This is a genomic window from Pseudomonas sp. FSL R10-1350, assembly GCF_009600525.1.
Lineage (GTDB): Bacteria > Pseudomonadota > Gammaproteobacteria > Pseudomonadales > Pseudomonadaceae > Aquipseudomonas > Aquipseudomonas helleri.
The window spans coordinates 1-13,658 of the sequence record NZ_WIVR01000092.1; the positions used below are offsets into that span (position 1 = coordinate 1).

General features: G+C 59.9%; 10 protein-coding genes. 8 read left to right on the plus strand and 2 right to left on the minus strand.

Going from position 1 to position 13,658, the window contains the following annotated elements:
- A partial coding sequence (locus GHO25_RS23935; RefSeq protein WP_372240970.1) for a biotin/lipoyl-containing protein occupies positions 1-278 on the minus strand: 278 nt, incomplete at its 3' end.
- A gap of 11 nt (positions 279-289) precedes the next feature.
- Complete coding sequence (aceE, locus tag GHO25_RS23940; protein WP_048366655.1) at positions 290-2,935, minus strand: pyruvate dehydrogenase (acetyl-transferring), homodimeric type; 2,646 nt, start codon at positions 2,933-2,935, stop codon at positions 290-292.
- A 384-nt stretch (positions 2,936-3,319) separates the two neighbouring features.
- Between aceE and glnE the strand changes: the two genes are divergently transcribed.
- The 8 genes from glnE (at position 3,320) to GHO25_RS23980 (ending at position 13,402) form a co-directional block, all read left to right on the plus strand.
- Entirely contained in the window at positions 3,320-6,262 is a 2,943-nt protein-coding gene (gene glnE / locus GHO25_RS23945; protein ID WP_153392863.1) for a bifunctional [glutamate--ammonia ligase]-adenylyl-L-tyrosine phosphorylase/[glutamate--ammonia-ligase] adenylyltransferase, read from the plus strand.
- 194 nt (positions 6,263-6,456) lie between these two features.
- Positions 6,457-7,491, plus strand: coding sequence for a lipopolysaccharide heptosyltransferase II (waaF, locus tag GHO25_RS23950; protein ID WP_048366653.1), 1,035 nt, complete (start codon positions 6,457-6,459; stop codon positions 7,489-7,491).
- A complete protein-coding gene (waaC, locus tag GHO25_RS23955) occupies positions 7,492-8,553 on the plus strand; it encodes a lipopolysaccharide heptosyltransferase I (RefSeq protein ID WP_178110209.1) in 1,062 nt (353 codons plus the stop codon).
- A complete protein-coding gene (locus GHO25_RS23960) occupies positions 8,553-9,674 on the plus strand; it encodes a glycosyltransferase family 4 protein (protein ID WP_048366651.1) in 1,122 nt (373 codons plus the stop codon). Before waaC ends, GHO25_RS23960 begins: the two co-directional genes overlap by 1 nt.
- Positions 9,674-10,480, plus strand: coding sequence for a lipopolysaccharide core heptose(I) kinase RfaP (gene rfaP, locus GHO25_RS23965; RefSeq protein WP_153392866.1), 807 nt, complete (start codon positions 9,674-9,676; stop codon positions 10,478-10,480). The genes GHO25_RS23960 and rfaP overlap by 1 nt, the downstream gene beginning before the upstream one ends.
- Complete coding sequence (locus GHO25_RS23970) at positions 10,480-11,214, plus strand: lipopolysaccharide kinase InaA family protein (protein WP_048366649.1); 735 nt, start codon at positions 10,480-10,482, stop codon at positions 11,212-11,214. The genes rfaP and GHO25_RS23970 overlap by 1 nt, the downstream gene beginning before the upstream one ends.
- A complete protein-coding gene (locus tag GHO25_RS23975) occupies positions 11,211-11,963 on the plus strand; it encodes a lipopolysaccharide kinase InaA family protein (protein ID WP_153392869.1) in 753 nt (250 codons plus the stop codon). The genes GHO25_RS23970 and GHO25_RS23975 overlap by 4 nt, the downstream gene beginning before the upstream one ends.
- Entirely contained in the window at positions 11,963-13,402 is a 1,440-nt protein-coding gene (locus GHO25_RS23980) for a lipopolysaccharide kinase InaA family protein (RefSeq protein WP_153392872.1), read from the plus strand. The genes GHO25_RS23975 and GHO25_RS23980 overlap by 1 nt, the downstream gene beginning before the upstream one ends.
- The last annotated feature ends 256 nt before the right edge of the window (positions 13,403-13,658 follow it).

Consider the following 13,658-nt stretch of genomic DNA (forward strand, 5'->3'; position numbering starts at 1 on the left):
GCTGCCGGCGCCGGTGCGGCCGCTTCAGGGGCAGGTGCAGCGCCGCCTTCAGCTTCCAGCTCAAGCAGTTCGTCGCCTTCTTTCAAGCGGTCGCCCAGCTTTACTTTCAGGCTTTTGACGATACCGGCTTTAGGCGCAGGGATTTCCATGCTCGCCTTGTCCGATTCCAGCGTCAGAATGCTCTGATCAGCTTCGACACGGTCACCGACCTTTACAAACAGTTCGATGACTTCACCGTCACCGCTGCCGATGTCAGGTACTCGAATGAGTTCGCTCACAAAAATTCTCCTCAGCAGTCCAGTGGGTTGCGTTTTTCCGGGTTGATACCGAACTTGACGATAGCGTCTGCAATCACCTTAGGTTCGATTTCACCACGGTCAGCCAGGGCTTCCAGGGCTGCCAACACCACGAAGTGACGGTCTACTTCAAAGAAGTGACGCAGTTTTTTGCGGCTGTCGCTGCGGCCGAAACCGTCAGTGCCCAGCACTTTGAATTCCTTGACCGGTACCCACTGACGAATCTGCTCAGCGAACAGCTTCATGTAGTCGGTAGAAGCAATGACCGGACCTTTACGGCCAGTCAGGCACTCTTCAACGAAGGTGCGCTGTGGCTTCTGGCCAGGGTGCAGACGGTTGTGACGCTCAACGGCCAGGCCGTCGCGACGCAGTTCGTTGAAGCTGGTAACGCTCCATACGTCAGCGCCGACGTTGAACTCTTCACGCAGGATTTTCGCCGCTTCACGCACTTCACGCAGGATGGTGCCGGAGCCCATCAGTTGTACGTGGTGAGCCGCTTCCTTGGTGTCTTCTTCCAGCAGGTACATCCCTTTGACGATGCCTTCTTCAACACCGGCCGGCATGGCAGGTTGCTGGTACGACTCGTTCATCACGGTGATGTAGTAGAAGACGTCCTGTTGCTCTTCGGTCATCTTCTTCATGCCGTCCTGAATGATCACCGCCAGCTCATAGCCGTAGGTTGGGTCATAGGTGCGGCAGTTCGGGATGGTTGCGGCCAGGATGTGGCTGTGACCGTCTTCGTGTTGCAGGCCTTCACCGTTGAGCGTGGTACGCCCGGCGGTGCCGCCGATCAGGAAGCCACGGGTGCGGCTGTCGCCAGCGGCCCAGGCCAGGTCACCAATACGCTGGAAGCCGAACATCGAGTAGAAGATGTAGAACGGCAGCATTGGCTGGTTGTGGTTCGAGTACGAAGTACCGGCCGCGATGAAGGAGCTCATGGCGCCTGCTTCGTTGATGCCTTCTTCGAGGATCTGGCCCTTTTTGTCTTCCTTGTAGAACATCACCTGGTCTTTATCGACTGGCTCGTAGAGCTGGCCGACGGAGGAGTAGATGCCCAACTGACGGAACATGCCTTCCATACCGAAGGTACGGGCTTCGTCCGGGATGATCGGGACGATGCGCTGACCGATGTCCTTGTCCTTCACCAGCTGTGCCAGGATGCGCACGAACGCCATGGTGGTGGAAATTTCACGGTCGCCGGAACCGTCAAGGATGGCCTTGAGGGTGTCCAGTGGCGGGGTCGGAATGCTCAGGCTCTTGGCGCGACGCTGAGGCACGAAACCGCCCAGTGCCGTGCGGCGCTCGCTCAGGTAGCGGGCTTCGGCGCTGCCTTCTTCCGGTTTGAAGAATGGCAGGGACTCGATGTCTTCGTCTTTGACCGGGATGTCGAAACGGTCACGGAACAACTTCAGGCTGTCGACATCGACTTTCTTGGTGTTGTGCGCCGTGTTTTTCGCTTCGCCAGCGCCAGTGCCGTAACCCTTGATGGTCTTGGCCAGGATAACGGTTGGCTGGTCTTTGTGGTTGACCGCTTCGTGGTACGCCGCGTAGACCTTGTACGGGTCGTGGCCGCCACGGTTGAGTTTCCAGATCTCGTCGTCGGACAAGTCAGCAACCATCGCCTTGAGTTCTGGCGTGTTGAAGAAGTGTTCACGTACGAACGCGCCGTCTTTGGCTTTGTAGTTCTGGTACTCGCCGTCGATGACTTCGTCCATGCGACGTTGCAGGATGCCGTCGACGTCTTTGGCCAGCAGCGGGTCCCAGAAACGGCCCCAGATGACTTTGGTCACGTTCCACTGAGCACCGCGGAACACGCCTTCGAGTTCCTGGATGATCTTGCCGTTGCCGCGAACCGGGCCGTCGAGGCGCTGCAGGTTGCAGTTGATGACGAAGATCAGGTTGTCGAGGTTTTCGCGGCCAGCCAGGGAGATGGCGCCCAGGGATTCCGGCTCGTCACACTCGCCGTCGCCCAGGAAACACCAGACTTTTTGCTTGCCAGCAGGGATGTAGCCACGCGATTCCAGGTACTTCATGAAACGCGCCTGGTAGATCGCCTGGATCGGGCCAAGGCCCATGGATACCGTCGGGAACTGCCAGAAATCAGGCATCAGCCAAGGGTGCGGGTAGGACGACAGGCCCTGACCGTCGACTTCCTGGCGGAAGTTGTTCATTTGTTCTTCGCTGATGCGACCTTCCATGAACGCACGGGCGTAAACGCCTGGCGAGGTGTGACCCTGGAAGTAGATCAGGTCGCCGCCGTGTTCTTCGGTCGGGGCCTGGAAGAAGTAGTTGAAGCCGATGTCATACAGGGTTGCGCTGGAAGCGAAGCTGGAGATATGACCGCCCAGGTCAGAATCTTTCAAGTTCGTGCGCATAACCATAGCCATGGCGTTCCAGCGTACCAGCGAGCGAATGCGGCGTTCCATGAACAGGTCGCCAGGCATGCGTGCTTCGTGGGTAACAGGAATCGTGTTGCGGTATGGAGTCGTGATGGCGTACGGGAGTTGCGAACCGGTGCGAGTAGCGAGCTCACCCATACGGGTCATCAGATAGTGAGCACGGTCTTCGCCTTCTTTGTCGAGAACCGATTCCAGGGCGTCCAGCCATTCCTGGGTTTCGACGGGATCGAGGTCTTGCATGGCTTGCTCCAGGGCGGAAAGGCTTCCAGAATCGGTTGCCTGAGTTTGCGACTGGCCTTGTGGGCAGACGACATAAATTCTTGGATGACCGGAAGGTTGATTCCGGCGTCGTGTAGTTTTACTACAAATCGTTGCTCATTTCAGCCTTTCGAGTGTTTGACTCAGTAGTAAAACTACAGGGAAGCCTTCTAAGGTCACCTGTTGGGTTGTGCGATAAATCGATATTGTTGGTTCTGTGTTTGGTATTTGGCCGTTGTGACAATGTTTTTTTGCTAAAGAATCACGTTTTTAAGCTATTTATAACCTTTGTTCGACAGTCGGGTTTAACCGCTGTTTCTTCCAGTCACCGTACTCGGCAACACCATCGCCGATCAAGGATAGACCATGAGCCTTCCCTCGCTTGCCGCAATCCCCTCCCTTTTATTGCCCCTTGCCAGCCGCGCCGAGCAGTCCTGGCGCAGTGCCGTGGCCGGTCTGGAAGGCGAACAGGGACTCGACGAATGGTCGTCTGAACGCTGGTCAGACTTTGCCCGGGTGAGTGCGGCAAGCGACTTCTTTATTGAACAGGTGTTACGTGACCCTTTGATGTTGCTGGAACTGGTGAGCTGGGGTGAACTGGACCGCAGCTTCGCCCCCGGTGAATTGTGCGGGCAGATTGCCGAAGCCGCCCAGCAGGCGCAAACCGACGAAGAGCTGGGTCGTGCCCTGCGCCGCCAGCGCACGCGCCAGCAAGTGCGGATTATCTGGCGTGATTTGACCCGCCAGGCCGACCTGATAGAAACCTGCCGCGATTTGTCGGACATGGCCGATGCGAGCATCGATCAAGCCTACCGCTGGCTGTATGAGCGCCATTGCCAGCAGTTCGGCACGCCCATCGGGCACCGCAGCGGCGAGCCGCAACCGATGGTGATTTTGGGCATGGGCAAGCTCGGCGCCGTCGAACTGAACCTGTCATCGGACATCGACCTGATTTTTGCCTATCCCGAGGGCGGCGAAACCGTTGGCGCCAAGCGCCCGCTGGACAACCAGGAGTTCTTTATTCGCCTGGGTCAGCGCTTGATCAAGGCGCTGGACCCGATGACCGTCGACGGTTTTGTGTTCCGCGTTGACATGCGCTTGCGCCCGTACGGCTCGTCGGGCGCGCTGGTGCTGAGCTTTAACGCGCTGGAGCAGTATTACCAGGATCAGGGCCGCGACTGGGAACGCTACGCGATGATCAAGGCGCGGGTGGTGGCCGGTGATCAAGTAATGGGCGCGCAGTTGCTGGAGATGCTGCGGCCCTTCGTCTATCGACGTTACCTGGACTTCTCGGCCATCGAAGCGCTGCGCACCATGAAGCAGTTGATCCAGCAAGAAGTACGGCGCAAAGGCATGGCCGACAACATCAAGCTGGGCGCGGGCGGCATTCGTGAAGTCGAGTTTATTGCCCAGGCGTTCCAGTTGATCCACGGCGGGCGCGACCTCAGCCTGCAACAGCGGCCGCTGCTTAAAGTACTGAGCATCCTTGAGGGGCAAGGCTACCTGCCGACTGCGGTAGTCAATGAGTTGCGCGAAGGCTACGAGTTTTTGCGTTACACCGAGCACGCGATCCAGGCCATTGCCGACCGCCAGACGCAAATGCTTCCGGATGGCGAACAGGATCAGGCGCGCATCGCGTTTATGATGGGCTTCGACACGTGGGCGCAGTTCCATGAGCAACTGATGGCGTGGCGCGGGCGTATCGACTGGCATTTCCGTCAGGTCATTGCCGACCCGGACGAGGAAGAAGACCTCGACGAAGGCGAACTGATCGTCGGCGGCGAGTGGTTGCCGTTGTGGGAAGAAGTCCAGGACGACGCAGCGGCGTGTGCGCAATTAGAAGAAGCCGGGTTTGTCGATGCGCCCAAAGCCTTGAAACAATTGGCCAACCTGCGCTCCAGCCCGCAGTTGCGTGCCATGCAGCGTTTGGGGCGTGAGCGTCTGGATGCGTTTATCCCGCGTTTGCTGGCGCAGGCGGTGGAGCATGCCAACCCGGACCTGGTGCTGGAGCGCGTATTGCCGCTGGTCGAAGCGGTGGCCCGACGGTCGGCGTATCTGGTGTTGCTGACTGAAAACCCGGACGCGCTGCGCCGCCTGCTGACCTTGTGTGCGGCGAGCCCGTGGATTGCCGAGCAAATCACCCGCTTCCCGCTGCTGCTCGATGAGTTGCTCAACGAAGGGCGTCTGTTCAAGCCACCGTTGGCGCCCGAGTTGGCCGCCGAGTTGCGCGAGCGGCTGACGCGCATCCCCGAGGACGACCTTGAACAGCAGATGGAAGCGCTGCGTAACTTCAAACTGGCGCACCGCCTGCGGGTTGCGGCCTCAGAAATCGCCGGCAGCTTGCCGCTGATGAAGGTCAGTGATTACCTGACCTGGCTGGCCGAGGCGATTCTGGAGCAAGTGCTGGCCCTGGCCTGGCGCCAAACGGTGGCCAAGTACGGCACGCCGCAGCGGGCGGACGGCAGCCTGTGCGACCCCGGCTTTATTATTGTGGGCTACGGCAAAGTCGGCGGTATCGAGCTGGGGCACGGCTCGGACCTGGACCTGGTGTTTATCCATGACGGCGACCCGAACGCCGAAACCGACGGCGCCAAGCCCATCGACAGTGCGCAGTTCTTCACCCGGCTGGGCCAGCGGATCATCCATTTGCTCACCGCGCAAACCAACTCCGGCCAGCTCTATGAAGTCGACATGCGCCTGCGTCCGTCAGGCGCTTCCGGGTTGTTGGTCAGCTCGCTCGGGGCCTTTGAGCGCTACCAACAGAACGAAGCCTGGACCTGGGAGCATCAAGCGCTGGTGCGGGCGCGAGTGCTGGTGGGCTGCCAACAGGTAGGCGCGGCCTTTGAGGCCGTGCGCGCGCAGGTGTTGGGCCGCGAGCGTGACTTGCCGACGCTGCGTCAGGAAGTCAGCGAGATGCGCGCCAAAATGCGCGACAACCTGGGCACCCGGCTGACCGCTGCCGGAACGGCGCAGAATGCCTTCGAGGCCACGGTGCCGTTCGACCTCAAGCAGGACGCCGGAGGTATCGTCGATATTGAATTTATGGTGCAATACGCGGCCCTGGCGTGGTCCAGGGAACACCCGGAACTGCTGCGCTATACCGATAACATCCGCATTCTTGAAGGGCTGGAACAGGCCGGGCTGATGCCCGCCAGCGATGCCAGCCTGTTGCGTGAGGCGTACAAAGCCTTCCGAGCCGTCGCCCACCGCCAGGCCTTGCAAAAGGAAGCCGGGGTGGTCAGTGGCGACCAATTGGTGGAAGCGCGACGAGATGTTCGGCGTATATGGGCGCAACTGGGCTTGAGCTAAGCTACGGCTAGCAATTACAGCGGGGAGGCAAGCGTCTGAAGCCGTCAGTAACGTGAACGCGGTCTTTGTAGGAGCGAGCTTGCCTCGCGATCTTTTGATCTTTAAAAGATCGCGAGGCAAGCTCGCTCCTACAGTTGAGTGTTCTGGCTGACGAGCATCAGGCCACTGCCTCCCTTGCTTGTTTATGGAAACTTATGAATATTTTGATCGTTGGGCCCAGCTGGGTCGGTGACATGGTGATGGCGCAGACACTGTTCCAGTGCCTGAAAAAGCGCCACCCACAGTGCGAAATCGATGTGCTGGCCCCTGAGTGGAGCCGGCCCATCCTTGAGCGCATGCCTGAAGTTCGCAAGGCCTTGAGCTTTCCGCTCGGCCATGGCGCGCTTGAACTGGCCACGCGACGCAAGATCGGCAAGTCCCTCAAGGGCCAATACGATCAGGCCATTTTGCTGCCTAACTCGTTGAAGTCGGCGCTGGTGCCGTTTTTCGCCGGTATTGCCAAGCGCACCGGCTGGCGCGGCGAATTCCGTTACGGGCTGCTCAATGATGTGCGCACGCTGGACAAAGAACGCTACCCGTTAATGATCGAGCGCTTTATGGCGCTGGCCTATGAACCGGGCGCCGACCTGCCCAAGCCGTACCCGCGCCCAGATCTGCAAATCGAGCCGCAAAGCCGCGAGGCCGCCCTGAGCAAGTTCGGTCTGGAACTGGACCGTCCGGTGCTGGCGCTGTGCCCTGGCGCCGAGTTTGGTGAGTCCAAACGCTGGCCGTCCGAGCATTACGCCAAAGTCGCTGAGCAAAAGATTCGCGAAGGCTGGCAAGTGTGGCTGTTTGGCTCGAAAAACGATCACAGCGTCGGTGAAGACATCCGCGCCCGTTTGATTCCGGGCCTTCGCGAAGAGTCCGTCAACCTCAGCGGTGAAACCTCACTGGCCGAAGCCATTGACCTGCTGTCGTGCGCAGACGCCGTGGTGTCCAATGATTCCGGGCTGATGCACGTGGCCGCGGCGCTCAATCGCCCGCTGGTGGCGGTGTACGGTTCGACCTCGCCGGGCTTTACCCCGCCGTTGGCCGATCAGGTTGAAGTGGTGCGTCTGGGCCTGGAATGCAGCCCGTGCTTTGAGCGCACCTGCCGTTTCGGCCACTACAATTGCTTGCGCGAACTGATGCCGGCGCCGGTGATTGAAGCCTTGCAACGCCTGCAGGTCACCCCGGTCGAGGTCAACTAGGTGCGTGTTCTGTTGGTGAAAACCTCATCCCTTGGGGATGTGATTCATGCCTTGCCGGCGCTGACCGATGCGGCCCGGGCCATTCCGGGCATCACCTTTGACTGGGTGGTGGAAGAAGGCTTTGCCGAAATCCCGACTTGGCACCCGGCCGTGGGCAAAGTGATTCCGGTGGCGATCCGCCGCTGGCGCAAAAATATCTGGGAAACCCTCAAGAGCGGCGAGTGGAAGCGCTTCAAACAAGCCCTGCGCACCGAAAAATATGATCTGGTGATCGACGCCCAAGGGCTGGTCAAAAGTGCTTTTTTGACCCGCTACGTCAAGGCGCCGGTGGCCGGGCTGGACAAACACTCTGCTCGTGAGCCGCTGGCTAGCCATTTCTATCAGCGCCGCCTGGCCGTGGCCCGTGGGCAGCATGCGGTCGAGCGTTTGCGCCAATTGTTTGCCGTCGCGCTGGGCTATGACCTGCCCAAAGGGCTGGGCGATTACGGCCTCGATGTTGAGCGCCTGGTTGAATTACCGCGCAGCAAACCTTATGCAGTGTTCTTGCATGGCACCACGTGGGACACCAAACACTGGCCCGAAACCTACTGGCGCGATTTGACGGTGCGCATGGGCCATTTGGGCCTCGAAGTGCGCTTGCCGTGGGGCAACCCGGCTGAAAAGGCCCGTGCTGAACGCATTGCCAGCGGTCTTAAAAACGCCGTGGTTCTGCCCAAGCTGAACCTTGCAGGCGTGGCCAAAGTGCTGGCCAATGCCAGCGCATGCGTGGCGGTGGACACCGGGCTGGGGCATTTGGCAGCGGCACTGGATGTGCCGACCATTTCCCTGTTTGGCCCCACCAACCCAGGGCTTACGGGCGCGTACGGCAAGGTGCAGATCCACTTGGCCAGCGATTTCCCGTGCGCGCCGTGCCTGCAGAAAAAATGCACTTACCAGCCGACTGCACAGGACCAGCAGCGGTTTGATCTGAAAAACGAGTGGCCGTTGTGCTTCACTCGTCTGAACCCTGAGCGTGTCGCAAGTCGATTAAGCACGTTGTTACTGGCTGAGGAACTGCGCTGATGCAACTGGCTTTTGTGCTGTACAAATACTTCCCGTTTGGCGGGCTGCAACGCGATTTCATGCGCATTGCGCTGGAGTGCCAGAAGCGTGGGCACCAGATCCGTGTGTACACGATGATCTGGGAAGGCGATATCCCGCCCGGCTTCGAAGTGCTGGTGGCGCCGGTCAAGGCGTTTCACAACCACACCCGTAACGAAAAAATGCTCGCCTGGATGCAGGCCGATCTGGCCAAACGCCCGGTCGACCGTCTGATTGGCTTCAATAAAATGCCCGGCCTGGACGTGTACTACGCCGCCGACGGCTGCTTTGAAGACAAGGCGCAAAACTTGCGCCACTCGTTCTACCGCTTCTTCAAGCGCTACAAGCACTTTGCTGAATACGAGCGCGCGGTGTTCGACAAGAACGCCAAGACTGAAATCCTGATGATTTCTGAAGTCCAGCAGCCGCTGTTCATCAAGCATTACGACACCCCGTTGCAGCGTTTTCATTTGCTGCCGCCGGGCATTGCGCTGGACCGTCGTGCGCCGCCGAATGCGGCTGAGATTCGCGCCGAGTTCCGCCGCGAATTCAACCTGGCCGACGACGACCTGTTGCTGGTGCAAATCGGCTCGGGGTTCAAGACCAAAGGCGTCGACCGCAGCCTCAAAGCCCTAGCGGCGTTGCCGTCCGAGCTTAAAAAGCGCACCAAATTGTTGGTAATCGGTCAGGACGACCCCAAGGTCTTTCAATTGCAAAGCGCCACGTTGGGGCTGGGCGAGCACGTGCAGTTTCTTAAGGGGCGCAGTGACATCCCGCGCTTCCTGCTGGGCGCTGATGTGCTGATCCATCCGGCCTACAACGAAAACACCGGCACCGTTCTGCTTGAAGCCTTGGTGGCGGGTTTGCCGGTATTGGTCAGCGCGGTGTGCGGCTATGCCCATTACATCAGCGACGCCGATGCGGGCCTGGTGCTGGACGAACCGTTCGAACAGACGCAACTCAATGATTATCTGACCCACATGTTGTCCGACGATGCTGCGCGCGCGGCCTGGAGCCAAAATGGCCTGGCCTACGCGCAGACGGCCGACCTCTATAGCATGCCGCAGCATGCTGCGGATGTGATTCTGGCGGAGCAACACTGATGAAACTGATACTTACCGAACCTTTCAAACGCTTGTGGGATGGGCGCGATGCGTTCACCGAAGTCGAGCAGTTGAGCGGTGAGGTTTACCGCGAACTGGATGGCCGCCGTACCTTGCGTACGGAAGTCGACGGGCGCGGTTACTTTGTGAAGATCCACCGTGGCATTGGTTGGGGTGAAGTGTTCAAAAACCTGCTCACCGCCAAACTGCCGGTGCTCGGTGCCGGCCAGGAATGGCGGGCGATCAAGCGTTTGCACGAAGTCGGTGTGCCGACCATGACCGCTGTGGCCTATGGCGAAAAGGGCAGCAACCCGGCCCAGCAGCACTCGTTCATCATCACCGAAGAGCTGGCGCCGACCGTCAGCCTTGAAGACTTCAGCCTCAATTGGCTCAAGCAGCCGCCGCAACCCAAGCTCAAACGTGCGCTGATCGCCGAAGTGGCGCGCATGACCGGCATGATGCACCGCGCGGGCGTTAACCACCGCGATTGCTACATCTGCCACTTCTTGCTGCACACCGACACGCCGGTGACCGCTGACAACCTGCGCCTGTCGCTCATCGACCTGCACCGTGCTCAGACCCGCGCCGTGATCAGCCGTCGCTGGCGCAACAAAGACCTGGCCGCGCTGTACTTTTCGGCGCTGGACATTGGCCTGACCCAACGCGACAAGCTGCGCTTTTTGCGCGGTTACTTCCAGATGCCGCTGCGCCAGATCTTGCGCGAAGAAGCGCGCTTGCTGGCCTGGCTTGAAGGCAAGGCGCAAAAACTCTACGAGCGCAAAGTGCGCTATGGAGATGCACTGTAATGGCGGGTTGGACTCTGGAACCTGCTTACCGCGCGTTGGCACATGATTTTGGCAGTCTCGATGCCGTGTTTGCCCTGCAAGGCGAGCACCTGACCCGCGATCCGTTGTCGCAAGTGATCCGCGTTGAGCGTGATGGCGTCAATTACTACGTCAAGCGCTACACCGGCGCGGGCAAAGGGCTGCGCCGCTATCTGGGCCGCCCGCGGGTGAAGTCTGAGTGGCAGAACCTCAAGCGTTTTGCCAAGTGGGGCATCCCGACCGCCGAAGTGGTGGCCTGGGGCCTGGAGCGTAAAGGCTTTGCCTACGCCCGTGGCGCGATGATTACCCGCGAACTGCCCAACACCCGCGATTTGTCGGAGCTGGCGGACAACAACGACCCGCTGCTCAAGGACCGTGCCTGGGTCGACGGTGTCAGCCGCCAACTGGCGCGCTACACCAAGACCATGCACGACCATCGCTTTACCCATAACGATTTGAAGTGGCGCAACCTGCTGATCGACGATCAGGCGCGCCTGTACTTGATCGACTGCCCCAACGGCGACTTCTGGCGCGGTTTCTGGCTCAAGTACCGGATCACCAAAGACCTGGCGTGCCTCGACAAAGTGGCCAAGTACCACCTGACAGCCACCCAGCGTTTGCGCTTTTATTTCCAATACACCGGGCGCACCACACTCAACGCGGCGGACAAAGAGCGGGTCCGCCATATCGTGCGTTTTTTTGAGGGCCGGGAATGACTGATTTTTTGGCAGGAGCCGAACGGGGTTTGCTGGAACGCAATGGATTGGCGGATTTCGATGCCCTATGGAACCTGCAACTGGACGCGGTCGATGAGCCCAACACCAGCCGTGGCGGCTGGAGCACGGTGTTTCGCATGGACCTCGAAGGCCAGGGCTTTTACATCAAGCGCCAGAGCAATTACCTGACCCGTACCTTGCACAGCCCGTTGGGCGAGCCGAGCTTTGCCCGCGAGTTTCGCAATATTCAGCGTTACCAGCAGTTGGGCATTCCGGCGCTGGAAGCGGTGTTCTTTGGTGAGCGTAAAGTCGCTGGTGAGCGTCGGGCCATTCTGATGACCCGCGCGCTGGACGGCTGGAGCGACCTCGATTCCTTGCTCGAACACTGGCCGCAATTGACCCACGGGCAGCAGCAAGCGATCTTGCGCACCTGCGGTCAGTTGGCGCGTCAACTGCACGCTGCGCGTCAGGTGCATGGCTGTTTCTACCCTAAACACATCTTTTTGCAGGCAGACGGCGAGGGCTATCGCGCCCAGTTGATCGACCTGGAAAAGACCCGCCCCTTGCTGCTGGGCCAGCGTGACCGGGTCAAAGACATCGAACCGTTGTTGCGCCGGGCTCAGGTCTGGAACGCTGATGACGTGCGCACGCTACTTGCGGCGTACCTTGAACAGCCAGTCGAGAGCGGTTTGGTCGATGCCTGGTTTGAGCGTTTGAATGTTCGTCGCAGCCACAAGGAGAGCCGCTGATGCGTTTGTCCGAATTGCAAAAGGCCGGACGCACGCCGTCGTTGCCGCTGAGCATTGAACTGGCTGACGCCGCCGGGCCTGCGCAATTGCAGCTGTTGAGCCTGCTGCGGGTGTTGCCGGGGCAGCGCTACGTGGGTGCCGGGGTGTGGCGCGGGCGTACCGTGCTGGCCAAATTAATGGTCGGCAGCAAGGCGGCGCGCAACTTTCAGCGTGAGCTGACCGGCGTGCGCCTGTTAGCTGAGCAAGGCCTGACCACGCCGCAACTGCTGGCTGACGGTCTGCAAGAAGGCGAGGGCGGCTGGCTGCTGTTTGAGTTTCTTGAGGGTGCGCAAAGCCTGGGCGATGCCTGGAATGCAGTTGCGGCGTTGCCGGTGTTGGCTGACGAGCAACAGGCGGTGCTGGCCGAGGCGCTGGAAGCGATCGGGCAGATGCACCTCAAGGGCCTGTGGCAAGAAGACCTGCACCTGGACAACCTGCTGCGCTGCAACGGCAAACTGTATTTGATCGACGGCGCGGGTATTTGCGTCGAAGAGGCGGGCAAACCGCTGTCACGGCAAAAAGTGCTGGAAAACCTTGGGGTGTTCTTCGCTCAACTGCCGAAAAGCCTTGAGCCGTTTATTGAAGAACTGCTGGTGCATTACCTGCTGAGCAACGGCGAACACGCCTTGCCACTGGAGGCGCTGCTCAAGCAGGTCGAAAAAGTCCGCGCCTGGCGCCTCAACGACTTCATGAACAAAGTGGGCCGCGACTGCACCTTGTTCAGCGTGCAGAGCGGGGCGTTTGCCTTGCGCGCATTTGCCCGCGAAGAAGAAGCGGCGATGTTGCCCGTAGTGGCCAAGGCCGATGCGCTGCTCGACCAGGGCCACCTGTACAAAACCGGCGGCGCGGCCAGCGTGGGCAAGGTTGAGGTGGCGGGCCGCTCCTTGGTGGTCAAGCGCTACAACATCAAAGGCTTTGCCCATTGGCTTAAGCGCTTCTGGCGCCCGAGCCGGGCATGGCATTCATGGCAGGAAGGCAATCGGCTGCTGTTTCTCGGCATCGCCACGCCCAAGCCGCTGGCGCTGCTGGAAACCCGCTTTTTGTGGTTGCGTGGCAAAGCGTATCTGGTCACCGAGTACCTGCCCGGCCCGGACATCATCGAGCGTTTTGCGCCGTATCAAGACAGCGGCGACGCCCCGGAAGCCGAGTTGCAGGCGCTGGATCAGTTGTTTGCCGACCTGATTCGCGAGCGCATCAGCCACGGCGACCTTAAAGGCCATAACGTGTTCTGGGCAGACGGGCGCTGGGCCTTGATTGATCTGGACTCCATGTGCCAGCACTCATCGCAAAGCAGCTTCGCCACGGCCTACGCCCGCGACCGCGCGCGCTTTATGCGCAACTGGCCGGCGAGCAGCGCGTTGTATCACGTGATTGATGAGCGCTTGCCCAAAGCGGTGTAACCCCACCCTGTAGGAGCGAGCTTGTCTCGCGATCTTTTGATCTTGATCTGGCTTTTGATCTAAGAGGCCCCGTTAAACCACGCTGGCCGAACGCAGGTGTTGCGCAGTGGCACGGCGTAAGGCCGGAACCCTAAGTGGCCGTTGCCGCAGCAACGGATATGTACATAAGAACAAGAGCTCCCTCACCCTAGCCCTCTCCCTGTATGGACCGGGGACATAGCGAACACTTTGTTCGGAGACATAGCGAACAGTTAAC

Bases quoted from the DNA above. Each gene is read 5' to 3' on its own strand.
- aceE (WP_048366655.1), bottom strand. From the start codon at position 2,935: ATGCAAGACCTCGATCCCGTCGAAACCCAGGAATGGCTGGACGCCCTG.
- glnE (WP_153392863.1), top strand. From the start codon at position 3,320: ATGAGCCTTCCCTCGCTTGCCGCAATCCCCTCCCTTTTATTGCCCCTT.
- waaF (WP_048366653.1), top strand. From the start codon at position 6,457: ATGAATATTTTGATCGTTGGGCCCAGCTGGGTCGGTGACATGGTGATG.
- GHO25_RS23960 (WP_048366651.1), top strand. From the start codon at position 8,553: ATGCAACTGGCTTTTGTGCTGTACAAATACTTCCCGTTTGGCGGGCTG.
- rfaP (WP_153392866.1), top strand. From the start codon at position 9,674: ATGAAACTGATACTTACCGAACCTTTCAAACGCTTGTGGGATGGGCGC.
- GHO25_RS23970 (WP_048366649.1), top strand. From the start codon at position 10,480: ATGGCGGGTTGGACTCTGGAACCTGCTTACCGCGCGTTGGCACATGAT.
- GHO25_RS23975 (WP_153392869.1), top strand. From the start codon at position 11,211: ATGACTGATTTTTTGGCAGGAGCCGAACGGGGTTTGCTGGAACGCAAT.
- GHO25_RS23980 (WP_153392872.1), top strand. From the start codon at position 11,963: ATGCGTTTGTCCGAATTGCAAAAGGCCGGACGCACGCCGTCGTTGCCG.